This window comes from Burkholderia seminalis (assembly GCF_001718535.1).
Taxonomy (GTDB): Bacteria; Pseudomonadota; Gammaproteobacteria; order Burkholderiales; family Burkholderiaceae; genus Burkholderia; species Burkholderia seminalis.
The window spans coordinates 843,492-869,142 of the sequence record NZ_CP013399.1; the positions used below are offsets into that span (position 1 = coordinate 843,492).

Below are 25,651 nucleotides of genomic sequence, written 5' to 3' on the forward strand. Positions count from 1 at the left end.
TAATCAAAAAAATGAAAAATTCGCGACTCATGCTTGTCGCTGCACTGGCCTGTGCAGCGCTTGCCGCATGTGGCGGCGACGACGTGAACGGTGTTTCGACGGCCACGAACACAGCCGGCGATACGCTGTCGATGGTGCCGCCGGCGACTTCGGTGCCGTCCCCGCAGCCGCAGCCCGGTCGATCGACCGCGCCCAAGCGTACCGACATGCAGCTGACCGGGTTCGTCAACCCGCTCATCGGCACGCAGGTCAACCCGGATTCGGGTTATGCGGGCAACGTGAGCCCGGGCGCGATGGTGCCGTTCGGCATGGTGAACTTCGGGCCGAACACGCCGCGCCGCGACTTCAACGGCTCGGGCGGCTATCTGTCGTCGGGCGGCTCGGGCGGCACGATCGACTTCTTCAGCGTGACGCATCTGAGCGGCGTCGGCTGCCCGGGGCAGGGCGCGGTCGCGATGCTGCCGACCGATGCGGCGACGGCGGTGGCATCGGGCGGCCGGCCGATCGGTATCGGGTACAGGTATGCCGATGAAACGGCCCAGCCCGGCTACTACAAGGTGCGCCTCGCGAACGGCATCGTGACGGAGCTGAGCGCGACGGCCCGCGCCGGCATCGCGCGTTTCACGTACACGAACAAGGACAAGGGCTTTTTCTCGATCGATGCGAAGCTGAACGGCAACAGCGATTCGGGCAGCACGAAGGTCACCGCGAACAACGTCGCGCTGGCGCTCGCGAGCGACGGCAAGTCGCTGAGCGGACAGGCCGTGGCGCCGGCATTCTGCACGCCGTACGGTACGGTCTGGAATGCGCCCGTGTATTTCCACGCGACCTTCGACAAGCCGCTGCGCAGGCAGACCGGCACGTCGTCGGTGAACACGGCCAGCAACGGCGCGGCGACGCTGCAGTTCGACCTGACCGACGCGGACCGGACGGTGACCGTGAAGATCGGGATCTCGTCCGTCAGCCTCCGGAATGCGCGGGCGAACCTGAAAGGCGAGGGTGACAAGCTCACGTTCGACGACGCGCGGGCGAACGCGTCCGGCCTGTGGAACGACCGGCTCAACACGATCCAGATCGACCAGGCCGCGAATCCGTCCTCGCTCGATGCGACACAGAAGGCCAACCTCACGAAGTTCTACACCGCGCTCTACCGCGTGTTCGCCACGCCGACGCTCTACAGCGACGCGAACGGCGAATTCCGCAGCATGCGTCAACCGAGGAACGCGGACGGCAGCTATCCGAAATCGGTCGACCAGACCGGCACGATTCCGCCGCGCGCGACGGCGAAGGTCGGCGACTACGCGTTCCGGCGCGCCGACGGCTCACAGGGCGGCGCAGGCGCACACTACACCGGCTTCTCGCTGTGGGATACCTACCGGTCGCAGGCGCAGCTGCTGGCGATGCTCGCGCCGAAGGAATCGAGCGACATGATGCAGTCGCTCGTCGTCGACGCGTTGCAGTGCGGTGCCTTCCCGCACTGGGTCGACGGCAGCGACGATTCGACGCCGATGGCCGGCGACAACGCGTTGAACGTGATTGCCGGCGCGTACAAGTTCGGCGCGACCGATTTCGACCTGGTGTCGGCCGCGCGGCTGACGAAGCAATCGGTATTCGATCCGTCGAACGCGTGCAACGACCGCACGAGCGCGGCGGGGCTCGCCAATTTCCTGACGGCCCATTACCTGTCGCAAAGCGACGACGGCCATTCGTCGTCCGCGACCATCGAGCGCGTGCTGAGCGATCGTTCAGCCGCCGCGTTCCTGCAGGCGCTACCGGCGAGCGTGCTGAACGCGCCGTCGGTCGGCGTGACGCCCGACAACATCGGCGCGCTGTACACGCGAGCCGGATGGTGGCGCAACCTCTTCGACTACACGAACAAGGTGATCGCCGCGCGCAACGCACCGCTGTCCGGTTCGGCGCCCGGCACGCTGGGCACGCTCGTGCCGGGCGCGTTCCACGAGTCGACGGAGCCGAACTACTTCTGGACCTTCGCGCAGGACTGGACCGCACTGATCGACGCGATCGGCGGCAAGCAGGCGGCCGTCGCGCGGCTGAACAACCTGTTTGCGATCACGACGCCATTCTCGACCGTGCCGGGCTCCGCCGACCTGAACGGCGGCGAATCGTCCACCCGCCTGTACATCGGCAACGAACCGTCGTTCCAGTCGCCGTGGGGATACAACTGGGCCGGCCAGCCGAGCGGCGCGCAGTACATCCTGCCGATCATCATGTCGAAGGCGTTCACGACCGCGCGCGACGGCCTGCCGGGCAACGACGACATGGGCGCGACGTCGAGCTGGTACGTGTGGGCGGCGCTCGGCATGTTCCCGGTCATTCCGTCGGAAGCCGGGCTCGCGTTGTCCACGCCGCAATTCAGCGGGATCACCGTCTGGCTCGGCAACGGCAAGACGCTGCGGCTCGACAGCGACAAGCAGGTCGCGATGGACGCGTCGGGTCGTCCGTCGTTCGCGTACATCCAGTCGCTGAAGGTCAACGGTGCGGACTATGCCGGGTCGTGGCTGCCGCTCGGCACGATCGCCAACGGCGGGACGATGCGCTACACGCTGTCCGCGACGCCGACGCAATGGGCGACTGCCGACAACCTGACGCCGCCGTCCGGGCCGAACGCGGACTACACGCGCATGACGGCTGGCGCGCACTGACGGCGGCGCCATCACGGAGGGCGCGTGGCGGCCCGACCGTCCCGACCGCGGATCGGGGCTCGGCGGTGTGCCGCCGGCATGCCGACGGGCGTTACGGACGCAGCAGATCGAACCCGCCGAACACGACGACACCGCTGAGCGCGATCATCGCGACGGAGTGCTGGCCGAAGTAGAGAATCGCGGCGGCAAGCCACGTCGTGATGCAGAAGGCGCCGATGCGGGCCATCGTGTGTTCCTCGAATACATGATGAATGAAGCGCGCGCCGCACGGCGCTCGCCGCTCGAACCGGCGAGCGGGTCACGGAGGCAGGCGGAACAGGCGACCCGCTGCGCCGCGATGGCGGTGTCGGCACGCGTGACATGCCGCGCCCGACAGGGCGGGAGTCGATACCGGCGCGGTAGCACGCGAACGCCCGAAGGCGGTCGACGCGCGGTTCCGGCCGGCGAAGCCGCGATTTTACCAGCGCCGCGGTGGTGCCATTCTGGCCCTTTCGCGACTGAAACGGCGATCGGTCGGCGCATCCGTCGACCCCGATACTCAAGTTTCGTGTGACGAATGCCGTAAACGAGTTGGAAGGCATTTCCCGCCCCGTCACGATTCGTTTACCGACACAGGGACCGACACGATGCAGATCGATTTCTCCACGACCGCGCGCGCCTCGCTGGCGGACAGCGGCGTGAGCGCGAACCCATCGGCCGCCGCGGCCGCGACCTCGTCCGCCGACGGCACGACGGCTGCCCCGGGCAGCACCGGCACGACGGGGACGAGCAGTACCACCGGCGCGAAGGCGGCCGGCGATACCGGCGAAACGCTCGGCGCATCGGGTGCGTCGTCGGCGGAGGACCCGGCCGTCACGCAGTTGAAGGCATTGATCGAGCGGCTGCAGAAGCAGCTCGCGACGCTGGAACGGCAGATGGCGGACGCGGCCCGGCGCGCGAAGGACGATCCGTCCGCCGTCATCGAGCAGCAGACGCTGGGCGCGCAAGCCAGCTCGATCTCGGCGGCGCTGTCGACGGCGATCTCGCAGCTCGCGGCGGCGCTCCAGAAGTCGGGCAACGCGTCGTCGGGCGGCCTGGTGTCGACCCAAGCCTGACGGCTTCGGCCCGCGCGGCCCGCACGCATTACAATCGCAAGCGCGTCTCCCTCGAAAGGACGGCAAAACGATGCATGCGGAACCCGACGACGACGAACTCGTCCGCTTCGACGCCCACGGCGGCACGCCGCTGCCGGCGGCCGAGGTCGAAGGCTGGCTGGAACACGACGGCGCGCGCATCTGGCACGCGTCGTTCGGCCATGGGCCGCCGGTCGTGCTGCTGCACGGCGGCCTCGGTCACGGCGGCAACTGGGGCAACCAGGTGCCGGCGCTGCTCGCGGCCGGCTACCGCGCGATCCTGATCGACAGCCGCGGCCACGGCCGCAGCACGCGCGACGCGCAACCCTATTCCTACGAACGCATGGCGTCGGACGTGCTGGCGGTGCTCGACGCGCTGCATGTCGACCGCGCGCGCTTCGTCGGCTGGAGCGACGGTGCGTGCGTCGCGCTCGTGCTGGCGGCCCGTGCACCGGCCCGCGCGGCCGGCGTGTTTTTCTTCGCGTGCAACATGGACCCGAGCGGCACGAAGGAGGTGGTGCCGGGCCCGCTGATCGACCGCTGTTTCGCGCGGCACCGCAAGGACTACGCGCAACTGTCCGCGACACCCGATCAGTTCGACGCATTCGTCGCGGCCGTCAGTGAAATGATGCGCACGCAACCGAATTACACGGCGGGGGATCTCGCGGCGATTGCCGTGCCGGTCGCGATCGTGCAGGGCGAGCACGACGAATTCATCCGCCCCGAGCATGCCGCGTATCTGGCGGACACGATTCCGGGCGCGACGCTGACGATCCTGCCCGGCGTCAGCCATTTCGCGCCGCTGCAGCGCCCCGCGCGATTCAACGCGGCGATGCTGGCGTTTCTCGACCGGCTGCCGCGGTGATCGTACGCGCCCGCCGGGCCGCGTGCGTCGTCCGGCCGATGCGGATTCTTCTCGCCGGCCGTCGTACTCCGTCGTTCCAGAAAAACAATCGTTCGGGACTCAGATCATGCGCGTCATCCTGATTTGCCTTGCATTCCTGATTGGCGATGCCCACGCCGGGCCGTTTGCATCCGACCTGCACGAATCGGTGGATACGGTCGACGTCAAGGTGAAGGATTTCTACGGCAAGGAAGATACCGGCACGGTCGCGATCACGCGGTTCATGCCGATCGGGAACGGCCCATTCCCGATCCTGCTTCTCAATCACGGGCGCAATGCGCAGGATCGTGTCTCACCGGCGCGATTTCGTTATACGCAACAGGCCAGGTTCTTCGTCAGCAAAGGATTTGCCGTATTCGAACCGACGCGGATCGGATATGGGCGATTCGGCACGCAGTTCGATCCGGAATACAGCGGCGCATGTCGCCACAAGGATTATCACCCGCTGGTCGACGCGGCACGCGCCGAGGAGCGCGCGGTACTGGACTACGCGAAACACCAACCGGACGTCGACCCGAATCGCATCGTCATCGTCGGTCAATCGGTAGGCGGCCTCATCACGACGGCGATGGCGGCCGACAATCCGGACGGCGTGGTCGCGGCGATCAATTTCGCCGGCGGCGCGGGCGGCGATCCCGTCCAGCACCCCGGGGCGCCGTGTCAGGGCGAACTGATGGAAGCGATGTTTTCAAGCTTCGGGACCACGGCGCGTGTCCCGATGCTGTGGATCTATACGGAGAACGACCGGTACTTCGATCCGACCTACAGCGGCGCGTGGTACAAGGCCTTCGTCCGTGCGGGCGGCGACGCGGATTATCGGCTGCTGCCGCCGTTTTCCGACAACGGACACCTGCTGTTCTCGCGTGGCATCGACCTCTGGCAACCCGTCGTGTCCGAATTTCTCGAGCATCACGGCTTTCCTTCCGCACACCAGCCTTGACCCGCATCGCGGTCGAGCCTCGATCGCGGCAGGCGCGGCGGCACCCGTGACGATGCGTGATGCCGCGGGTCTCATAAGAATTTCTTTAGGCTCGCGCAACATATCGTCGATTGTTGGCGGCCGGCCGGCGGCGGATAGTCCTGCATCGACAGGCCGGCCAGAACGATCGCCGTGCGGCGCGTAGCGGCCTGTTGCTCATGCAACCATCCGATACCAAAGGAACCGCAACGATGCGATTCACCATGACCCGCTTCGCCGCGACGCTGCTCGTCGCCGCCTGCGCCACCACCGCGGCCGGCCGCGCGGCCGCCACCGTGCAGGACGACATCCGCGACACCGTGACCCGCCACGTCGCCCCGCTGATGAAGCAGTACGCGATTCCCGGCATGGCGATCGGCATCGTCGCCGACGGCAAGCCTTACGTGTTCGACTACGGCGTGATGTCGAAGCAGACCGGCAAGCCCGTCACCGGCGGCACGCTGTTCGAGATCGGCTCGGTCAGCAAGACGCTGACCGCGACGCTCGCATCGGACGCGCAGGAGGGCGGCGAGCTGTCGCTCGCGGACCCGGTCGCCAAGTATCTGCCCGAACTGCAGGGCAAGCCGTTCGGCGTCGTCACGCTGCTCCAGCTCGGCACGCACACGCCCGGCGGGACGCCGCTGCAGGTGCCCGACAGCATTCGCGACGACGCCGGCCTGATCCGCTATCTCGACGCGTGGCGGCCCGAGTATGCGCCGGGCACGCACCGCAAGTATTCGAACGTCGCGATCGGCATGCTCGGGTGGCTCACCGCGAAGGCCATGCACAAGGACTTCGCGGCGCTGATGGAGCAGCGGCTCTTTCCCGCGCTCGGCATGACGCACACGTACATCAACGTGCCCGACGCACGCATGGCCGATTACGCGCAGGGCTATACGAAGGACGGCAGGCCGGTCCGGATGACGCAAGGCATGCTGTGGCAGCCGGCCTACGGCGTGCGGACCACGGCGGCGGACCTGTTGCGCTTCGTGCAGGCGAACATGGGGATGATCCAGACGGCGCCGCGCCTGCAGCGCGCGATCGACCGCACGCACGCCGGTTATTTCCGCGCGGGGCCGTTGACGCAGGACCTGATCTGGGAACAGTATCCGTACCCGGTCGCGCTGCCGACACTGCTCGAAGGCAACGCACCGAAGATGCTGTACGACGCGGTACCGGCCAGCGCGATCAAGCCGCCGCTGGCGCCGAACCCCGATACGTGGATCAACAAGACCGGTTCGACCGGCGGCTTCAGCACGTATGTCGCATTCGTGCCGTCGAAGCGGATCGCGATCGTGATGCTCGCGAACGGCAGCGTGCCGATCGAGGACCGCGTGAAGGCCGCGTACGGGATTCTCGGGTCCCTTGGCGCCGGGCGGTAACGCTTCCGCGAGCGGCGGCGACAGGGGGGCGCGATGGCGCGGGCGAGCCGTGTCGCCGTCGCTTACCCGGCCGGTTGCTCGTCGTAGGCGACGAAGATCTTCCGCGTGCGTTCGACGACTTCCCAGGTGCCGCGAAAGCCGGGGGGAATCACGAAGCGGTGGCCCGCGCGCACGGTCTTCCGGTTGCCCTCGGTGTCGGTGATCACGGACGTGCCCTCCAGGATCTCGCAGTACTCCGCTTCCGTATAGGCGACATGCCAGCATCCGGGCGTGCTTTCCCAGATGCCGGTCGAAAACCGCCCGCACGGACTCGCGAAGCCCGGCGTGAGCGTCTGCAGCGGATCGCCGGAGATCAGCTTCTCGGGCGACACGCGGTACTGCGTGGGCGCACCGCTCGGGCGGAGCGCGTCGGTAATCAATGAAACGTCGATCATGATGGTCAGGTTGCGTCGAATTGAAATGAACGCGCCGTCGGCGCGTTCGCATGATTTCATACTTGCGGGCGGTTGCGTCAGTTGCCGGTTTTCAGTTGCTGCCACAGGCGGTTCTCGAGGCGCGCGATGTCGGCCGAACGCGGCTTCGAGAGCGTCATCCTGTCGAGCACGTCGGCGGACAGGTACACGTTCGGGTCGTGCGCGACGGCCGGCGTCACGTACTGACGGGCCGCCCGGTTGGCACTCGGGTAGTAGATCTCGTTGGTGATGTCCGCGTTGACCTTCGGGTCCTGGATGTAGTTGATCCATTGCAGCGCGGCCTCCGGATGCGGCGCATCCTTCGGAATCGCCATCACGTCGAACCACAGGATGCCGCCTTCCTTCGGGTTCGCGTAGCGGATCTCGTAGCCGCGTTTCGCCGCGGCCGCTTCGCGGCGCGCGACGCTGACGTCGCCCGACCAGCCGAGCACGACGCAGACGTCGTTGTTCGCGAGGTCGTTGTTGTAGCCCGACGAGTTGAACTGCGTGATGTAGGGGCGCACCTTCTTCAGCATGTCGAACGCCGCGTGATAGTCGGCCGGGTTCTTGCTGTTCGGGTCCTTGCCGAGATACTGGAGCGCGGCCGCAAACACGTCGTCCGGCGCATCGAGGAACGACACGCCGCAGCTTTTCAGCTTCGACACGTTGGCCGGATCGAACACCAGCGCCCAGCTGTCGAGCGGCGCACCGTCGCCGAGTGCCTTCCTGACCGCCTGCACGTTGTAGCCGACGCCGTCGGTGCCATAGGCCCACGGCACGCCGTACTGGTTGCCCGGGTCCGATTCGGCGATCTTCTTCATCAGCGCGGGATCGAGGTTCGCGAGATTCGGCAGCTTCGTCTTGTCGAGCTTCTGGTACACGCCGGCCTGGATCTGCTTGGCCATGTAGTTCGACGTCGGCACGACGATGTCGTAGCCCGAACTGCCGGCCAGCAGCTTCGACTGCAGCGTGTCGTCGCTGTCGTAGACGTCGTAGCGCACGTGCACGCCCGTTTGTTTCTGGAAGTCCGGGATCGTCGTCTTCGCAATGTACTCGGACCAGTTGTAGACGTTCAGTTCGGCGTCGGCCGCGCGGGCCGGTGACACCGACAGCGGCGCGAAGCACGCAACGGTCGCGATTGCAACGGGGAAGGCGAGACGAAAAACGCGGACGATCATGGTCACTCCCTTTCGGAACGAGGGCGGCGCACTGCGTGGCGCATGCGCGCCGCGGGACGGTCGGCGAGGCGCGCGCCGGTTCGCTTCGAACCGCGAACGCGCCGACGGGCCTCGCCGGATATCGGAGATGACTGTAGGGGGCGGCCGGCCGGATGTCTGTCCATGAAATCCGTACAGCCGGGCGGCCGCGTGCACCGGAACCCGGTGCGAGGGAATTGGCAACGCACTTTTGGCGTGGTAACGGTGGTCGTCTCCTTCTCCCGTGCATCGTATGACCGACCATGACACCGCCGCGGCGACCGATATCCAGTTGAACCAGCTCGTGTTCCTGTCCGACGCGCTGTCGGCCGTGGCCGGCGCGATCGGATCGCCGGATTTCGTCGCGGTCGTGTTCGAGAACCTCACGCGCATCGTCGATTGCGATTCCATTCATCTGGATTACGAGGACGAGTCGCTGCTCGAGCGGCGCGTCGGCTGGATCGGTAGCTACGGCACGTATCCGGACCAGATCGAGCGCACGATGACGCGCTATTACCGCGATTTCGCGCGGATCGACACGACCTTCGACTGCATCCGCGGCGAGCGCGATACGCAGTTGCTGCAGTTGTCGACGCTGCGGCTGAACCCGGAGATCCGGCGCGCGTTTTACGATACCGAGGACATTCACGACGAATGCGTGGTCACGTATCGCGTGGACGAGCTGACCTACGCGCTGTCGGTATGCCGCGCGCGCCGGCTGCCGCCGTTTTCGCTGAAGGAGCTGAGCATCGTCCGGCATGTCGCGCTGATCGTGTTGCCGCTGGCGGTCGCGCATCGACGCATCGTCGGCGACCGGCCGGCGGATGCAGGCGCGGCGCGTGCGCGCGAGGGCGTCGTCACGCAGCGACTGCACGACGTGTTCGAGAAGCTGACGTCGCGCGAGTCGGAAGTGTGTGCCCGCCTCATTCGCGGCCGGAAGACGCAGGATATCGCGCACGAACTCGGCATTCGTCCGTCGTCGATCGACACCTACGCGCGGCGCGCGTTCGCGAAGCTCGGCATCGAATCGCGGCGCCAGCTGCTGAACCTGCTGGTCGATCACGATGCGCTCGACGCGTCGTCGGCGGCGCGCAGGAGCGCCGTGTGACGGCGCCGCCGTGACGCACCCGCGATACGCAAGGAGCGCCCGTTGAGCATGGTCTGGGATGGAATCACGAGCGCCGATGTGCTCGGTGACGCGCAGGTCGAAAGCCGGCACGCATTGGCCGACGCGGCGCGCAGCGGCGAATGGGCGACGGTGCTCGACTTCGTGGCACGCCAGCCCGACCTCGTCAATGCGACGCGGCTCGGCGGCACGTCGTTTTACACGCCGCTGCATCTGGCCGCTTTCGGCGGCGCGCCGCGAACGGTCGTTGCCGAGCTGCTGCGCCTCGGTGCATCGCGCATGCTGCGCGATGCACGACGCGAGCGTGCGGTCGACATCGCCACGCGGTTCGGGCATCGGCACCTGGTCGAGTTGCTGACGCCGCAGCCGCAGCGCTTCGTGCCCGACGATACGCTGCGCGCCATCCAGCGCCGTTTCCACGAGATGATTCTCGGCCGCATCGCTCACCTGCGCGTCGACGCACTGCGCCTGCCCGAACTCGAACCGCTGCTCGAACTCGACGCGCAGGCCGGAAACACGTGGTTCGCCGTGCCGGGCATGTACGGCGGCTTCGGTTATGCGTTGCGCACGGACGGCGAGACGACCGTGCTCGTGTCGGAGAGCTGGAGCCGCGTGGTCGGCGGGTCGGGCCAGCGACACGAGATCACCGCGCATGGCTGCACGCTGGTCGAAGAAGGGTTCGTCTGACGCGGCCGATCGTCCCCCGTCGCGCTCGAAACCCGAATGACGCGCGGCCCGAATGCCTGTTCGGGCGATTCGGGCCGGCAATGCGCAGGGGAGGGGCGAATCGTTGCGCGTGTCGGGAGGCGTGCTCTCCTGCGCGCCGCCGCGGCTCAATGTCCGCGATAGATCGAGTGGCGGCTGTCGATCGTCGTCGCGCGGCCGGATTCGCCGGTGGTGCGGGCTTCGCTGCCGTAGCCCGCTTGGTCGGCTTCCGGTGCGACGGTATTTTCACGCACGCGCTTTTCGGCGGCGAGGATCGCGACCGGATACCGGTTGTGGTCCAGCGCCGGGGTGTAGCCGACGGCCGCGAGGCGGGCCATTTCGGCCTTCACGTCGGCGCGGGTCAGCGGGCGGTCGGCCTGTTGCGCGAACGACAGCACGGGTGCGGAAAGGATCAGTGCGGCAAGCGTGGAAGAAATCAGCGTTTTCATCATGGGTCCCTGTCAGGTTGGGTGAACCGCAACCACATCGATGTCGTTGCGAGTGCAGCCAATATAGGTATCGCCACGCCCGGGAAAAACGGCCTCCGGCCCAATTGATTTTTGAGCTGGAATCACGAATCGGGAGCGAATTCGGTCGACGGCCTTGCCGGTCAGGCGTTTCGCCGGAACGGGGGCGGGGAGGCACATCGGTACGCGCATCAAACAGGCCGATAAGACCTCGTGGGACTCAAGTGTGTCGAATTCCGTCTTGGACAGACTTAACCGGCGTCCCTAGACTGAACTCGCTTTCCCATACTCCCTGGAGAAAATCATGAGTCTCGAAGACAAGCTGCCCGGCAACAAGATCCTTGGTTTCGGTACTGCCCCGCTCGGCAACATGTTCCGCAACATTCCCGACGCGGAAGCCGCGGCCACCGTCGAAGCGGCATGGCAACACGGCATCCGATATTTCGATTCGGCACCGTTCTACGGCGCCGGTCTCGCGGAAATCCGCCTCGGCGACGCGCTGGCGAACCATGCGCGTGACGAATACGTATTGAGCACGAAGGTCGGCCGCGTGATCCTCGATGAAATCGAAGACGTGTCGGCGCGCGATCTCGGCGAAAAGGGCGGCCTGTTCGAACACGGCCGGCCGAACCGCATCGTCAACGACTACACGGCCGACGCGACGCTGCGTTCGATCGAGGACAGCCTGAAGCGCCTGCGTACCGACCGCCTCGACATCGTCTGGGTGCACGACATCGCCCAGGACTTCTACGGCGATGAATGGCTCGCGCAATTCGAGGTCGCGCGCAAGGGCGCATTCCGCGTGCTGAGCAAGCTGCGCGAAGAAGGCGTGATCGACGCATGGGGCCTCGGCGTGAACCGCGTCGAACCGATCGAGCTGGTGCTCGACCTCGCCGAACCGCAACCGGACGGCATGCTGCTGGCCGGCCGCTACACGCTGCTCGATCACGAACGTGCGCTGCAACGCGTGATGCCGGCGGCTGCCGCGCAGAACGTCGGGATCGTCGTCGGCGGCCCGTACAGCTCGGGCGTGCTCGCAGGCGGCACGCACTTCGAATACCAGAAGGCTTCGCCGGCAATTCTCGCGAAGGTCGAGCGGATCAAGGCGATCGCCGCGCGCCACGACGTGCCGATCAAGGCCGCCGCGCTGCAGTTCTTGATGTCGCATCCGGCCACCGTCGCGGTGATCCCGGGCGCGAGCCGTCCGGAGCGGATCGCGGAAGACCAGGCTGCGCTGAACGTGGCGATTCCGGCCGATTTCTGGCGTGACATGCGTGAACAAGGCCTGATCGCGGCCAATGCGCCGCTACCGACCGGTCGTTGATCCTGACGGGTGATGACGTGGCACAGGCAAATGCAAGCATCGAACTCCCGGCTTCGGCCGGAACCGTCTGGCAACTGATCGGCGGCTTCGGGTCGCTGCCCGACTGGCTGTCGTACATTCCTGCCAGCGAGCTGGGCGAAGGCGGGCGCGTGAGGCGTCTCGCGAACCCGGGCGGCGAGACGATCGTCGAGCGGCTGGTCGCGTTCGACGAAGCGGCACGCAGCTACACGTACGCGATCCTCGAAGCGCCGTTCCCGGTCGTGAACTATCGCGCCACACTGCGCGTGCGCGAAAACGGATCGAACGCGTCGACCGTCGAGTGGTCGGGCACGTTTACGCCACGCGGCGCGACCGACGACGAAACCATCCGGCTGTTTCGCGGGATCTACGAAGACGGCCTCGCGGAACTGGCGAAGCGGTTCGCGGCGGACTGACGGCAGTGCGCCGCATCGTGTGTGAAGGCGGGGGCGCGTCCATGCCGTTCGGTATGCGAAGCAGGTGCGCGCCCGCCACCTGCGCGCGGGTGCCGGTCTTATTTCTCAACCGCCGCGACGACGTCCTCGCCGGTCAGGATCTCGCGGAAGATGCCGACCAGCGGCCGCAGGTTGACCTTGTGCCACGCGGCCCACAGCGGCGTGCGGTAGCTGAACCACGGCAGCTCGCGCAACACGACGCCTTCCGGTACCTGGTGTCGCAGGCTCTGCTGGATCATCGTCACGCCGAGCCCGGCGGCAACCAGGCCGAGCGCCGCGAGCGGCTCGGTCGCTTCCACCGAAATGTCCGGCGAGAAGCCGGCCCTTGCACAGGCCGCGACGAACGCGCCGTGACGCGGCGCGCTTTCCTGCTGCGTCACGCCGATCCACGCCTGGGCGGCGAGATCGCCGGCGACGAGCGCCTTCTTCTTCACGAGCGGGTGCCCGTCGGGCATCGCGAGCAGCATCGGATCGTTCAGCACCATCGCCGAATCGAGTTCGGGATCGTCGGGCGCGGGCGGCTCGGTGACGAGCGCGATGTCGAGGCTGCGCTCGCGCAAGCCTTCGAGCTGCGCGGCGGACTGATAGTTGTACAAGGCGATATGAACGGCCGGACGATCGGCGCGCAGCGTCTTCAGCGCGCGCGGCAGCACGCCCGAGTGCGTGGCCGTTTCGAGGTAACCGATGCACAGGCCGCCTTCGTCGCCGCGGCCGAGCCGGCGCGCGAGCGATTCGAGCCGGTTCGCATGGCGCAGGAACGCATGCGTTTCGCTGAGGAACGTGCGCCCGTCGCGCGTCAGACGAATGCGCTGCTGGCTGCGTTCGAACAGCGTCAGGCCGAGCTTTTCCTCGAGCTGCGCGATCTGGCGGCTGAGCGGCGATTGCGAAATGTGCAGGCGCTCGGCCGCGCGGCCGACGTGTTCTTCTTCCGCGACCGCGATGAAATACTGAAGCTGGCGGATGTCGAGCATATAAGACCTTCAGGGACTCAAGTTTTTGTAATTATGTCCCTGGTGGACTTATTCGTGCAACCTGGCCGGATGCAATTTCCTTCAAACCCGGGGAGGCGTGCGAGCCTCGACGACATGCCGCCGATCGCGCGTCAGGCGTCGCATGCGCGGCGCCGCCGGCGCGCCTCGTCAATTTCCGTACAGGTCGAAATTGAAATACTTCGACTGGATCGTGTTGTAGGTGCCGTCGCTGCGGATCTGCGCGATCGCGCGATTGAGTGCGTCGCGCAGGTCGCCGTCGGCCTTGCGCACGCCGGCCGCGTCGCCGTTGCCCATGATCTTCGGATCGTACACGACGCCGCCGGCGAACGAGAAGCCGTTGCCGCGCGGCGTCGACAGGAACCCGAGCTGGCCTTGCACGGCATCCATCAGCCCGCCGTCGACGCGCCCGGTGACGAGGTCCGCATACGCCTGGTCGTAGCTCGGATATGGGACGACCTCGACCTTCGCGGCCGCCCACTTTTCTCGCGCATAGGTTTCCTGGATCGTGCCCTGTTCGACCGCGACGCGCTTGCCGGCGAGCTTCGCCGCGTCCGGCAACAGCCCCGAGCCGGTGCGCGCGATCAGCCGCGTCTGGTTGCGGTACAGGCGGTCGGTGAAGTCGATCTGCTGGCGCCGCTGTTCGGTCGCGGCCATCGACGACAGGATCACGTCGAACTTGCGCGCCTGCAGCCCCGGAATCAGCCCGTCGAAACTGCTCGATACCCACACGCATTTCGCCTTCAGCTTCGCGCACAGCGCGTTGCCGAGATCGATGTCGAAGCCTTGCACGCTGCCGTCGGTCGCGGTCGATTCGAACGGCGGGTAGGTCGGGTCGACACCGATGCGGATGGTCGTCCATTCCTTCGCCGACGCCAGCGACGCGAAGGCCATCGCGGCGGCGGAAAGGAGAATCGTGAGGCGCGTCTTCATGGTCAGGCTCCGTTCGTGTAAGGAAGAGTAGGCATGCGCATCAGCTCGGGAAATCGCCGCGCTGGAAATCGTTCGACAGTTCGAGGGCGTCGGCCATCTCGCCGACGGTGACGGGCTTGATCGGCGCGCGGATCCGGTAGTAACCGACGTCGCCGACGCTGCGCCGCTGCACCTCGGCGATCAGCTCGCCGACCGTCGTGCCGCACCAGCGGCCCTGGCACGGGCCCATGCCGCAGCGCGTGAATGCCTTCATCTGGTTCGGTCCCTGGCAACCAAGCGCGGCGAGCTGGCGGATCTCGCCGGCCGTGATCTCCTCGCAGCGGCACACGATCGTGTCGTCGTCGGGGCGGCGCAGCGCGGCGGGCGGTGTGTACAGCGCATCGAGCAGCGGGCGCACCGCGAGATGACGATGCAGCGCGCGCAGTACCGGGCGCTCGCGTGCGGCCTGCCGCTGCGCGTCGAGCGTGCCGAGTTCCGCGGCGATGCCGAGCGCCGCCACTTCGCCGGCGAGTGCCGCCGCTCGCGCGCCGCCGATGCCCGCGCCGTCGCCCGCGATCCAGACGTGCGGCACGCTGCTGCGGCCGCGCGCGTCGCATTGCGGCCGCCAGCATGCCGACCGTTCGTCCCATTCGTGTGCGCACCCAAGCGCGCGCGCGAGCTGCGTCGACGGAACGACGCCCTGATGCAGCAGCACGAGCGACGTGTCGAGCATGTGCACGACGCCTCGAGCATCGCGAAAGCGAATGCGTTCGGCGCGCTCGTCGCCGTCGATGCCGATATCGGTCGCACCGCGATAGACGGGAATCCCGGCGTGGCGTACCGCGCGCAGCATGCGCCAGCCCTTGAGCAGATAGTCGGCGCCGCGCAGCGCCGGCAGCGCATGCGGGAGCGCACGACGCCAGGCGTCGCGCGGTGTCGTGTCGATCAGCGCACGCACGCGCCGCCCCGCATTCAGCAATTGCGCGGCGAACAGCCACAGCAGCGGGCCGCTGCCCGCGAGCACGGCGTCGGCCGACGGCGCGAGGCCCGACGATTTCAGCAGCGTCTGCGCGGCGCCGACGCCCATCACGCCGGGCAGCGTCCAGCCGCGCACCGGCCACGGGCGCTCCTGCGCGCCGGTCGCGATCAGCACGGCGCGCGCGCCGACTTCGAGCGTGCCGCCGGACGGGCCGCCTTGCGTGAGCATCGCGACGGGTTCAGGTTCGAACGCGACCTGCCAGACGACGCTGCGCGGCAGGTAATGCGCGCCGCTCGCGAGCAGGTCGTCGACGAGCGGCCGGCCGGCCGTGTAGTCGGTGCCGAGCCATTGCGCGAGCGGCGCCGGCGCATCGGCCACGTTGCGGTAGATCTGGCCGCCGGGCGCGCGGCCTTCGTCCGCGACGACGACCGACAGTCCGGCCGAGCGCGCGGCGGCAGCCGCCGCCATCCCGGCCGGCCCGGCGCCGACGATCAGCAGGTCGCACTGGCGGCGCGTCATGCGAGCCTCGCCTTGCCGTGCATCGCGCGCACCTGCATGCCGTCGGAAACGGGTGTCATGCAGCCTTGCACGTTGGGTACGCCATCGACTTCGACGAGACAGTCGAAGCACACGCCCATCATGCAGAACGGGCCGCGCGGCGCGCCGCTCACGGCGCTCGCGCGGCACGCGGCCGGACCGGTGGCGAGCAGCGCGGCCGCGACGCTGTAGTGCGCAGGCACCTCGTGCGGCGTGCCGTCGATATGGATGCGCACGCGTTCGACCGTCGCGGCGGCGGGAATGAGGGATTCAAACATGCCGGACTTCCGTGGGCGCGGCGAAGCGCGCGGTGGTAAAGGCGGACAGGTCGGCCGGCGCGGCGCCGCCCGCGATCCACGGCGCGACGAGATCGGCGTGGGCCGCCGCGAGCGTCACGCCGCTGTGGCAGATCGCGATGAACGCGCCGGGATGCGTGGCCGACGCCTCGTAGACGGGCAGCCCGTCGGGCGTCATGATGCGCAGCGCGCCCCACGCGCGCACGATGCGCGCATGCACGAGCGCCGGGAACGCGGTGCGCGCGCGGCGTGCGATGTCGACCATCGCGGGGCGCGTCTGGCCGTCGTCGAAGCCGACGTCTTCGGCCGAGTCACCGAGCAGCACCGTGCCTTCCGGCGTTTGACGGACGACGAGCGTCGGGTAGTCGAGAAACGGGGCGAGGCGCTCGGTGACCATGATCTGGCCGCGCAACGGCGCGATCGGCGCGAGCAGGTCGACCATCGGCGCGAGCCGTGCATTGTCGAGGCCGGCCGCGAGCACTACGCGCCCGGCGTCGAGCCGCGCGTCGCGCGTGTCGATCTCGAAACGCCCGGCGCGCGGGCGGATCTCGGTGACTTCGCTGCGCGGCAGATAGACGCCGCCGCACTGCTGGAATGCCTGCAGCATCGCGCGCAGCGTGTAGAGCGGATTCGCGTGGCCGTCGTTCGGCGACCACAGCGCGCCGGCCAGCGCTCGCGATGCCGACGGGATGCGCCGGCGCAGCGCCGCCGGATCGAGCACTTCGTACGACAGCGCCGCTTCCTGCCGGTGCAGCGATTCGAGCAGAGCCGTTGCGCTGTCGAGCTCGGCGCGATGCTCGAACAGCTCGATGCCGCCAGGGCGTTCGAAACCGCAGTTCACGCCCGTTGCGCGCTGCAACTGCGCGGCGAACGCGTGCCAGCGCTCGGACGATTCGCGCGACCAGCGCGCATACGGCAGGCAACGGCTGCCTTTGCCCTGTACCCACACGAGCCCGAAATTGCCGCGCGACGCGCGAAACGCGATGTCGTCGCCGTCGCAGACCGCGACGCGCTTGCCGAGACGCGCGACGCCCCACGCGATGGCCATGCCGACGAGGCCGCCGCCGGCCACCACGACGTCGAAGCGGCGCACGGTCATGCGCGGCTCCGGTGTCGTGGGCAAGACGGTTCCGTGTTATATCCCATGACGGTGCGGCTCCCTACGTTCAATACGTTGTGGAACCGATGTTCGGGCAGGCAAAATGCACTGTCCAATACAGCTTGATCAACGCTCCATAATCCAGTGTTATGACCATGCCATCGCTGAGAATCCGTCAGATCGAAGCGTTCCGTGCGGTGATGCAGCGCCATACCGTCACGCGCGCCGCACGCGATCTCCATATCTCGCAGCCGGCCGTGAGCCGGCTGATTGCCGATCTCGAGGACCGGATCGGCTTCGTGTTGTTCGAGCGGCAGCAGGGGCGGTTCACGCCGACCGCGCAGGCGCGCGTGCTGTACGAGGAGGTCGAGCGCGCGTTCGTCGGGCTCGATCGCGTCGCGCAGGCCGCCGAACAGATCCGCGCGATGCGGCGCGGCACGCTGCGCGTGGCGGGCTCGCCGGCCGTCGCGCTCGACCTGCTGCCGGCGCTCGTCACGCGTTTCTCGCATGCGCATCCGGGCGTCGACATCACGCTGCTCGCGCACAGCGCATCCACCGTCGTCGACAAGGTCGCGTCAGGGCAGTGCGATGTCGGGCTGATCGCCGAACCCGTCCCGCATCCGGCCGTGCGCGGCGAGCGGCTCGCGGAAAGCGCGATGTGCTGCATCGTGCCGCGCGGGCACCGGCTCGCGCGCAAGCGCATCGTGCAGCCGGCCGACCTGCGCGACGAATCGTTCATCTCGTTTCCGCCGAGCTTCGAGGCGCGCAGCGCGATCGACCGCGTGTTCGTCGAGGCCGGCGTGCCGCGCGTGCTGTCGATCGAGGCGCAACTGTCGCAGACGATCGTCGCGTTCGTCGCGAACGGTGCGGGCGTCGCGCTGATCGATCCGGTGACGGCCGCGTACGCGGGCCGGCGCGTGGCGGTCAAGCCGTTCGAGCCGGCCGTGCCCGATCACTTCTATCTGGTGACGTCTGCGTCGCAGCCGCTGTCGATGGTCGGCGACGCGTTCTGCGCGGATCTGCGCGACGCGTTCGTCAGGATGCGGGAGCAGGGCGGAGGATGATCCGTCACGACCGCGCCGGGTACCCCGGGGCACCGCGGCGCGTGATCGCTCAAGCGATTGCCGTGTCGGTGGCTTCCGCCGCGGCGCGAGCCGGGGCGGCGGCGCCCGCCAGCCGCCGGTAACGCGCGAGGGCCCACAGCGGGAAGTACGCGGTATAGCCGTGATACTTCAGGTAGAAGATGCGCGGGAAACCCGGCGCATTGTGCGAGCGGTGCCACCAGAAGCCGTCGTCCTGTTGCACCGACAGCAGGTACGCGATGCCGCGTTTCACCGAATCGGATTCGTGGTCGCCGAACGCCATCTGCGCGAGCAGCGCCCACGCGGTGAAGTTCGACGTGCTTTCGCCGCCGTTCGTGCCGCCCAGCTTCGGGTCGAGATAGCTGTCGTTGGTCTCGCCCCAGCCGCCGTCCGCATGCTGCCGGGCGCGCAGCCAGTCGATCGCGCGTGCGATATACGGCTGCGACTTGTCCTCGCCGGCGAGCGCGAGGCCGGCCAGCACGCTCCACGTGCCGTAGATGTAGTTCGTGCCCCAGCGGCCCCACCAGCTGCCGTCGGGTTGCTGCGTGCGCTTCACGTAGTCGATGCAGCGCGCGCGCGACGCGCGTTCTTCCGGGCGGTTCGTCACGCCGAAGCACAGCAGCACGCGGCCCGACACGTCCTCGGTCGGCGGATCGAGCAGCGCGCCGTGATCGGCGAACGGGATCGCGTTCAGGTACATGCGGTCGCAGTCGGCGTCGAATGCCGCGAAGCCGCCGTTGCGCGATTGCAGCCCGCGCATCCAGTCGAGCGCGCGTGCGACGCGCGGCGCGTGCGGGTTCGTGCCGTCCGCGTTGCGGTGCGTGCGGCCGCGGCGATCGAGCATCGCGGTGACGACCGCCGTGTCGTCGATGTCGGGGTAGTACGGGTTCGCGTACTGGAATGCCCAGCCGCCCGGTTCGACATCGGCCGGCGCGTTCTCGATCCAGTCGCCGCGCAGGTCGTCGACCTGACGCTCGGCCAGCCAGTCGTACGCGCGTGCGATGCGTGCGTCGAGTTCGCGCAGCGCGCCCGACGCCGTCTCGCCGGCGTCCGGCACGGCGACGCCGCGTGCCTGTTCGAGCGCCATCGTGCTCCACGCGGTGTCCCACACCGGCGACAGGCACGGCTGGCAATACATGCTGCCGTCCGGCCGCGTGACCAGCAGCTTTTCCAGCGCGTGTTCGCAATCGCGCCGCAGCGGATGGTCGTCCGGGTAGCCGAGCACCTGCATCATCTGGTAGCTGTACACGATCGGCGGGAAGATGCCGCCGAGCCCGTCCTCGCCGTTCATCCGTTCCGCGCACCAGGCTTCCGCGTGCCGGATCGCGCGCTGCCGCAGGCGCTTCGGCATCAGCGGCTCGACATGGCGGACCGTGCGGTCGAGCGCGAGGAATACCTTGCGCATGCCGCTCGCGGGCGGGAAGTACCGGCGCTCCTCGTCCGGCGGCGTGACGAACAGCTCGCGGATCGAGATGTTGCGCGGATTGCGCGCGCGGGCCTTCAGCGAGCACAGCACGAGCAGCGGCACCATCGTCGTGCGCGCCCAGTATGCGACCTTGTACATCGAGATCGGCACCCACTTCGGGAACAGCACGAATTCGATCGGCATGAACGGCGCCGCGCGCCACGGCACCTGGCCGAACGTCGCGAGCAGGATGCGCGTGAACACGTTCGCGCGCGCCGCGCCGCCGAGCGTCAGGATCGCCTCGCGCGCACGGATCATGTGCGGTGCGTGTTCGCTGTCGCCGGCCGCCTTCAGCGCGAAATACGCCTTCACGCTGCACGACACGTCCGGCGCGCCGTCGACGTACAACGCCCAGGCGCCATGCGTGTCGAGCCGCTGGTTCGCGCGCAGGTAACGCGCCATCCTCTCCTGGCGGTCGTCGTCGATCTTGTCCATGAAATGCATCATCAGGATGTATTCCGCGGTGATCGTCGCGTCGGATTCGAGTTCGAAACACCAGCTGCCGTCGGGCTGCTGAAGGCGCGCGAGCGCATCGCGTCCACGGGCGATCGCGGTGTCGAGCGCGGACCAGGAAGAGGGGGCGGTTTTGTTCATGCGGCGGATCATACCATCCAGCCGGAATGTTTATATCGAGACACCCGGGTGCTACCATCCGCACCATGAAAAAACGTCTCGAACCCGCGCCGCACGATGTGTCCGCGCCCGTCGAACCGGCTGGAACGGCCGGTGCGCGGGCGTCTGAAGGATCGTCAGCGCCCGCCGCCGTCGCCGCCGGCGTGCGGCGAAAAAAAGCGCCGGATCAGGTGCGCGCGCAATTGCTGGCGGCCGCATCGGAAATCGCGACACATCACGGCGTGGCCGCGTTGACGCTCGATGCGGTGGCCGAGCGTGCCGGCGTGACGAAAGGCGCGTTGCAATATCACTTCGCGAACAAGCAGGGGCTGCTCGATGCGTTGTTCGGCCAGGCGACCGCGCGGTTCGGCGCGCAGATGGACGCGCGCATGGCGGCGGATCCGAGCGGCGACGGCGCGGCGGCGCGCGCTTATCTGCATGCGGTGCTCGATGCGGCCAATCCGGCCGCGAGTACCGACGTGCTGCGCGTGCTGGTCGCGTCGATGATTACCGAGCAGGACACGCGCGAACGATGGTCGGTGCCGATGCGCGAATGGACACGGCCCGATCCGGTGCCGCTCGAGCAGGCTGCGACGCTGATGATCTGCCGGCTCGCGGCCGACGGGCTGTGGATTTCGGAATTGCTGGACAGCGTCGAGGTATCGGCCGAACTGCGCGCGGAGATCGTGCGCCAGCTCGATGCGATGAGCAGGGGCGTGTTTCCCAACGGCGGTTGAAGCAACCTGTATCACACCGGCTTGCCCGCGCCCGGACATGCCGCTCCAACGGCAAGCGGGCGCGGCCTGCGTTGCCGCGCAAGCGGGCGCGCGTCGCCCGTTCTTGCCGCCGCTGGAAAAACGAAAGCCCGGCGCGAAGCCGGGGTGACCGGCACGCGCCGATGCAATCGCTGTCAGGCCGACGATGCCGCCGACGCGTTGCCGTCGGCGCGGCGACGGTACAGCCCGAGCGTCGCGCACAAGCCGCAGAGCGCGGCGAAGCTCAGCCAGTAGCCGGGTGCGGCCTTGTCGTGCAGGACCTGAATCAGATACGTCGATACCGCCGGCGTAAAGCCGCCGAACAGCGCCGTCGCGAGACTGAACGCCAGCGAGAAACCCGCGACGCGCACTTCGACCGGCATCACTTCGGTGAGCGCGGCGACCATCGCGCCGTTATACATGCCGAAGAAGAACGAGAACCACAGCAGCACGATCAGCATGCGCGCAAAGCTCGGCGCATCGGCAAGCCAGGACAACGCCGGATAAGCCGTGAGGATCGCCAGCACGGAAATGGCGAGCAGCACCGGCTTGCGGCCGATGCGGTCGGAGATCGTGCCGCCGATCGGAAGCCAGATGAAATTCGATGCAGCCACGAGCAGCGTCACCATCAAGCTGTCGGAGGTGGACAGCTTCAGTACCGACTTGCCGAAGGTCGGCGTATAGACCGTGATGAGATAGAAGGTGGTGGTGGTCATGGCGGTCAGCAGCATGCCGCCGATCACGGTGCGCCAGTTGGCGAGCAGCATCGCGAAAATGTCGCGTGCCTGCGGATGATGCCGCCGCGCTTCGAATGCCGCGGTCTCCTGCAGCGAGCGGCGCAACACGAACAGGAACGGCACGATCGCGCAACCGATAAAGAACGGCACGCGCCAGCCCCATGCGGCGATCTGCTGTGCGGACAACCACGCGTTCAGACTGTAACCGATGGCCGCCGCCACGACGATGGCCACCTGCTGGCTCGCCGACTGCCAGCTCGTGTAGAACCCTTTGTTGCCGGGCGTCGCCATTTCCGCGAGATAGACGGATACGCCGCCGAGTTCGGCGCCTGCCGAAAAGCCCTGCAACAGACGCCCGAGCAGCACGAGCGCCGGCGCGAGCAGGCCGATGGTCGCGTACCCGGGCACGCAGGCGATCAGAATGGTGCCGCTCGCCATGATCGACAGCGTAACGATCAGCCCGGTGCGCCGTCCGACCTTGTCGATGTACGCGCCGAGAAAGATCGCACCGAGCGGACGCATCAGAAAGCCCGCGCCGAACACCGCGAAGGTGAGCATCAGCGACGCGAACTCGCTGGTGGACGGGAAGAAGATCTTCGAGATCGACGTCGCGTAGAAGCCGAACAGAAAGAAATCGAACTGTTCGATGAAATTGCCGCTCGTCACACGCAACACGGCGGCGGCCCTTGTCGTGGGCGAAACGCCGGGTGTCGCGGCGATCGGTTCGGTACGGTTCATTGCGTCTCCTGCTTCTTGTCTGTAGTGATGGGCGCCCAACGGGCGCTCGGGTGACTGGCTAATCCGAACCGAGGCTCAGTGTGCTGCGTTGACGCTTCTCGATCGACGATTTGAGCAGCGCCGCCGAGCGGAAGATGCCGTGCGCGAACTTGCCGTAAGGCAGCGTGGCGAACAGCGCCATCACGATGCCGAGATGAATCGCGAGCAGCGACGGCATCGCCGAGGTCGTGCGGAGTGCGAGCAGCGCGAGACCGGACGTGCTCGTCAGAAGCAGGAGCGCGATGAAGCCGCGGTCCATCGGACGCTGACGGGCGTCGCCGCGCGCCGGAGCGCGTTTCAGGTTCAGCCACAGCAGTCCCGCCGGTCCGGCGATCAGTCCGATGCCGCCCGCGGTTCCCAGCAGCACCGGCACGCTCAGAAACGGATACGGCGCTTCCAGCCCGAAGGCGTAGTGATAGAGCGTCGCGACGGCGGTCGCCGCGAAGCACAGCATGAAGCCGTAGAACGTCAGGTGATGGAACCGGCGCCGCGCCAGCGTGAACGTATCGTTCTCCTCGTTGCAGCCGTCGCCGTGGCCGCCGTCCAGGTACTTGAGCGTCAGCGCGTTCCGGGCCGCTTCCGCGACGGCCGGCGCGCTCGCGTTCGCCGTTCCTGCCGACACGTCGCGCCAGAAGCGCGTGACGCCGATACCGAGCGCGAGCATGGCGAACAGGAAAACGATGCCGAACATCGCCGCGAGCAGGTTGTGCGGGAAGATCGCGTAGAAGTTCGCGGGTGCGACATCGTCGGGCAAGCCGCCGTGCAATGCCGTACCGAGCAGCAGAAACAGCGCGAGTCCGGCCGCCAGTGCGACCGACAGGGTCAGGCCGTTGCGCTTGTACAGCGCGCCGAACGACGCGGGAAACGCGTATTCGGTGTAGGTTTCGAGCCGGACTTCGGCCATCGCTTTCGGCACGTTCACGCCGAACTCGTGCGGCGGCGCATATTGGCACGCGTGATAGCACGCACCGCAGTTGTGGCAGAGATTCGCCAGATAGTTGACGTCCGCCTTGCCGAATTCCAGGCGGCGCGTCATGGCCGGGAACACGGCACAGAAGCCCTCGCAGTAGCGGCAGGCGTTGCAGATCTGCATCTGCCGGGCGACTTCGGTTTCGCCGGCGCTCATCGGCACAATGGGAATCACGCGCGCCGTGCTGTCGCGTGGCGTTTTTTTCGTCTCGACCGAAAAGGCCGTGCGCGTGTGTTCGGGCGCGAGCGGGTCAGACTGCTGCACGGGTTGCCTCCGTTGTTTTGAGTGCGGCGCGCGCGGCCTGCGTCCCGGCAATGCGCCCGAAGGCCGTGCCGATCGACATGCCGACGCCCGCTGTATAGCCCTTGCCGAGCACGTTGCCGGCCATCATTTCGCCGGCCACGAACAGGTTCTCGCTGGCGGTGCCGCCGAAGTGAACCTGCGCGTGGTCGTTGGTTTTGAGTCCGAGGTACGTGAACGTGATGCCCGGCCGCAGCGCATAACCGTAGAACGGCGGCGTCTCGATGCGGCGCGCCCAATGCGTCTTGGGTGGCGCGAGCCCTTCGGTGTGGCAGTCGTCGAGTGCGGTGTGATCGAAGGTGCCGTCGCGGCACGCATCGTTATAGCGCGTGAGCGTTTCCATGAAGCGTGCTTCCGGCAGCCCGAGCTTGCGCGCGAGTTCCGGCAGCGTGTCGGCCTTTTCGCCCGGAAACACCGGCGGCATGAAGCGGCCGATGGCTTTCGAATCGATGATCGAATAGCCGATCTGCCCCGGCTGATGCGCAACGAGCCGTCCCCAGATTGCATAGCGCTTCGGCCAGAAATCCTCGCCTTCGTCGTAGAAGCGCTGGGCGTCGCGATTCACCACGACGCCCAGCGACACGCAGTCGATGCGCGTGCAGATGCCGCCGTCATACAGCGGAGCGCGTGCATCGATCGCGACGCAATGCGACTGCGACGGGTCGCCGATCATGTCGGCACCGGCGTCGGCCATATGCTTGATGAGCACGCCCTGGTTGAAGCGCGTGCCGCGAATCAGGAAGTTGTCGGCGGGCCATTCGCCGCGCGCGTTTTGCCCCCACGCTTCGCGCAGCCATTCGCGATTGGATTCGAAACCGCCGGCCGCCAGCACGCAGGCGCGCGCCTCGAAGCGCTGGCTGCCGCTGCGCGCCGCGATGAAGCGGCTGCCGTCGAGTTCGAGCGAATCGACGGGCGTTTCATAGCGGATATCGACGCCGAGCGCTTCGGCGCTGCGGTAATACGCGTTGACGAGCGCCTTGCCGCCACCCATGAAGAACGCATTGGTGCGGGCCACGTGCAGCGCACCGGACAGCGGCGGCTGGAACCGTACGCCGTGCTTCCGCATCCACGGCCGGCACGACGACGACGCGCGGATCGTCAGCCGCGCGAGATGCTCGTTCGTGATGCCGCCCGTGACTTTCAACAGGTCCTGCCAGAATTCCTCTTCCGGATAGGCATCGACGAGAACGTCCTGGGGGGCATCGTGCATGCAGCGCAGATTGCGCGTGTGTTGCGAGTTGCCGCCGCGCCATGCGCGCGGCGCGGATTCGAGAAGCAGGACCGAGGCGCCCGCTTCGCGCGCCATCAATGCGGCACACAGCGCGGCATTGCCTCCTCCGATTACGAGCACATCGACCATCAGACTTGCCTCCTTTTGG

The 25,651-nt window shown here is 67.6% G+C and carries 24 protein-coding genes; 11 read left to right on the forward strand and 13 right to left on the reverse strand.

The window, feature by feature from the left end:
* The first annotated feature begins 11 nt into the window (after positions 1–11).
* The gene (locus WJ12_RS19550; RefSeq protein WP_059562388.1) at positions 12–2,663 is read left to right on the forward strand and encodes a GH92 family glycosyl hydrolase; all 2,652 of its coding nucleotides are present in this window, start codon (positions 12–14) and stop codon (positions 2,661–2,663) included.
* 91 nt (positions 2,664–2,754) lie between these two features.
* Here WJ12_RS19550 and WJ12_RS37050 read toward each other — a convergent pair whose 3' ends face one another.
* A complete protein-coding gene (locus WJ12_RS37050) occupies positions 2,755–2,889 on the reverse strand; it encodes a hypothetical protein (RefSeq protein ID WP_006405345.1) in 135 nt (44 codons plus the stop codon).
* Between the two features lie 400 nt (positions 2,890–3,289).
* Here WJ12_RS37050 and WJ12_RS19555 point away from each other — a divergent pair, with 400 nt between their 5' ends.
* From WJ12_RS19555 to ampC, 4 genes are all read left to right on the forward strand, one after another.
* Entirely contained in the window at positions 3,290–3,757 is a 468-nt protein-coding gene (locus WJ12_RS19555; protein WP_034191915.1) for a hypothetical protein, read from the forward strand.
* A 70-nt stretch (positions 3,758–3,827) separates the two neighbouring features.
* The gene (locus tag WJ12_RS19560; RefSeq protein ID WP_059562392.1) at positions 3,828–4,640 is read left to right on the forward strand and encodes an alpha/beta fold hydrolase; all 813 of its coding nucleotides are present in this window, start codon (positions 3,828–3,830) and stop codon (positions 4,638–4,640) included.
* A 106-nt stretch (positions 4,641–4,746) separates the two neighbouring features.
* Positions 4,747–5,619 (forward strand): alpha/beta hydrolase family protein, encoded by an 873-nt coding sequence (locus WJ12_RS19565; protein ID WP_059562395.1) that lies wholly within the window; start codon positions 4,747–4,749, stop codon positions 5,617–5,619.
* A gap of 230 nt (positions 5,620–5,849) precedes the next feature.
* Positions 5,850–7,019, forward strand: coding sequence for a class C beta-lactamase (gene ampC, locus WJ12_RS19570; protein ID WP_059562397.1), 1,170 nt, complete (start codon positions 5,850–5,852; stop codon positions 7,017–7,019).
* A 62-nt stretch (positions 7,020–7,081) separates the two neighbouring features.
* Here ampC and WJ12_RS19575 read toward each other — a convergent pair whose 3' ends face one another.
* Positions 7,082–7,453: a cupin domain-containing protein gene (locus tag WJ12_RS19575; protein WP_082744791.1), complete on the reverse strand. Its 372-nt coding sequence runs from the start codon at positions 7,451–7,453 to the stop codon at positions 7,082–7,084.
* 77 nt (positions 7,454–7,530) lie between these two features.
* The gene (locus WJ12_RS19580; RefSeq protein ID WP_059562400.1) at positions 7,531–8,649 is read right to left on the reverse strand and encodes a polyamine ABC transporter substrate-binding protein; all 1,119 of its coding nucleotides are present in this window, start codon (positions 8,647–8,649) and stop codon (positions 7,531–7,533) included.
* A gap of 271 nt (positions 8,650–8,920) precedes the next feature.
* Between WJ12_RS19580 and WJ12_RS19585 the strand changes: the two genes are divergently transcribed.
* Together WJ12_RS19585 and WJ12_RS19590 are read left to right on the forward strand one after the other, a co-directional pair.
* Positions 8,921–9,775, forward strand: a complete 855-nt coding sequence (locus tag WJ12_RS19585; RefSeq protein WP_059562403.1) for a helix-turn-helix transcriptional regulator — start codon at positions 8,921–8,923, stop codon at positions 9,773–9,775.
* 48 nt (positions 9,776–9,823) lie between these two features.
* A complete protein-coding gene (locus WJ12_RS19590; RefSeq protein WP_226103839.1) occupies positions 9,824–10,480 on the forward strand; it encodes an ankyrin repeat domain-containing protein in 657 nt (218 codons plus the stop codon).
* Positions 10,481–10,626: 146 nt separating this feature from the next.
* Here the strand turns inward: WJ12_RS19590 and WJ12_RS19595 are convergent, their stop codons facing one another.
* Positions 10,627–10,950 carry a DUF4148 domain-containing protein gene (locus tag WJ12_RS19595; protein ID WP_185732844.1) on the reverse strand — a complete coding sequence of 108 codons (324 nt, stop codon included), beginning with the start codon at positions 10,948–10,950 and terminating at the stop codon, positions 10,627–10,629.
* A 319-nt stretch (positions 10,951–11,269) separates the two neighbouring features.
* Here WJ12_RS19595 and WJ12_RS19600 point away from each other — a divergent pair, with 319 nt between their 5' ends.
* Both WJ12_RS19600 and WJ12_RS19605 read left to right on the forward strand, forming a co-directional pair.
* On the forward strand, positions 11,270–12,289 hold the full coding sequence (locus tag WJ12_RS19600) for an aldo/keto reductase (protein ID WP_059562409.1): 1,020 nt from the start codon (positions 11,270–11,272) through the stop codon (positions 12,287–12,289).
* 17 nt (positions 12,290–12,306) lie between these two features.
* Complete coding sequence (locus WJ12_RS19605) at positions 12,307–12,723, forward strand: SRPBCC family protein (protein ID WP_059562677.1); 417 nt, start codon at positions 12,307–12,309, stop codon at positions 12,721–12,723.
* Between the two features lie 98 nt (positions 12,724–12,821).
* Here the strand turns inward: WJ12_RS19605 and WJ12_RS19610 are convergent, their stop codons facing one another.
* The 5 genes from WJ12_RS19610 to WJ12_RS19630 all read right to left on the reverse strand — a co-directional run bounded on the left by WJ12_RS19610 (position 12,822) and on the right by WJ12_RS19630 (position 17,574).
* Entirely contained in the window at positions 12,822–13,733 is a 912-nt protein-coding gene (locus tag WJ12_RS19610) for a LysR family transcriptional regulator (protein WP_049032481.1), read from the reverse strand.
* A 168-nt stretch (positions 13,734–13,901) separates the two neighbouring features.
* On the reverse strand, positions 13,902–14,684 hold the full coding sequence (locus WJ12_RS19615; RefSeq protein ID WP_059562413.1) for an ABC transporter substrate-binding protein: 783 nt from the start codon (positions 14,682–14,684) through the stop codon (positions 13,902–13,904).
* A gap of 40 nt (positions 14,685–14,724) precedes the next feature.
* On the reverse strand, positions 14,725–16,161 hold the full coding sequence (locus tag WJ12_RS19620; RefSeq protein ID WP_059562419.1) for an FAD/NAD(P)-dependent oxidoreductase: 1,437 nt from the start codon (positions 16,159–16,161) through the stop codon (positions 14,725–14,727).
* The gene (locus WJ12_RS19625) at positions 16,158–16,457 is read right to left on the reverse strand and encodes a (2Fe-2S)-binding protein (RefSeq protein WP_034191904.1); all 300 of its coding nucleotides are present in this window, start codon (positions 16,455–16,457) and stop codon (positions 16,158–16,160) included. Before WJ12_RS19625 ends, WJ12_RS19620 begins: the two co-directional genes overlap by 4 nt.
* Positions 16,450–17,574: an NAD(P)/FAD-dependent oxidoreductase gene (locus WJ12_RS19630; protein ID WP_059562422.1), complete on the reverse strand. Its 1,125-nt coding sequence runs from the start codon at positions 17,572–17,574 to the stop codon at positions 16,450–16,452. Before WJ12_RS19630 ends, WJ12_RS19625 begins: the two co-directional genes overlap by 8 nt.
* 149 nt (positions 17,575–17,723) lie before the next feature.
* On the opposite strand from WJ12_RS19630, the gene WJ12_RS19635 reads away from it, so the two are divergent.
* Entirely contained in the window at positions 17,724–18,638 is a 915-nt protein-coding gene (locus WJ12_RS19635) for a LysR substrate-binding domain-containing protein (protein ID WP_059562424.1), read from the forward strand.
* A 49-nt stretch (positions 18,639–18,687) separates the two neighbouring features.
* Here WJ12_RS19635 and shc read toward each other — a convergent pair whose 3' ends face one another.
* On the reverse strand, positions 18,688–20,727 hold the full coding sequence (shc, locus tag WJ12_RS19640; protein WP_059562426.1) for a squalene--hopene cyclase: 2,040 nt from the start codon (positions 20,725–20,727) through the stop codon (positions 18,688–18,690).
* A gap of 53 nt (positions 20,728–20,780) precedes the next feature.
* Here shc and WJ12_RS19645 point away from each other — a divergent pair, with 53 nt between their 5' ends.
* Complete coding sequence (locus WJ12_RS19645) at positions 20,781–21,470, forward strand: TetR/AcrR family transcriptional regulator (protein WP_059562429.1); 690 nt, start codon at positions 20,781–20,783, stop codon at positions 21,468–21,470.
* A gap of 173 nt (positions 21,471–21,643) precedes the next feature.
* Here WJ12_RS19645 and tcuC read toward each other — a convergent pair whose 3' ends face one another.
* From tcuC to tcuA, 3 genes are read right to left on the reverse strand one after another with little or no spacing between them, the layout of a single operon-like run.
* A complete protein-coding gene (tcuC, locus tag WJ12_RS19650) occupies positions 21,644–22,963 on the reverse strand; it encodes an MFS transporter (RefSeq protein WP_049035746.1) in 1,320 nt (439 codons plus the stop codon).
* Positions 22,964–23,021: 58 nt separating this feature from the next.
* On the reverse strand, positions 23,022–24,236 hold the full coding sequence (gene tcuB, locus WJ12_RS19655) for a tricarballylate utilization 4Fe-4S protein TcuB (protein ID WP_059562432.1): 1,215 nt from the start codon (positions 24,234–24,236) through the stop codon (positions 23,022–23,024).
* Complete coding sequence (gene tcuA / locus WJ12_RS19660) at positions 24,223–25,632, reverse strand: FAD-dependent tricarballylate dehydrogenase TcuA (protein WP_059562434.1); 1,410 nt, start codon at positions 25,630–25,632, stop codon at positions 24,223–24,225. The genes tcuB and tcuA overlap by 14 nt, the downstream gene beginning before the upstream one ends.
* Positions 25,633–25,651 lie beyond the last annotated feature (19 nt).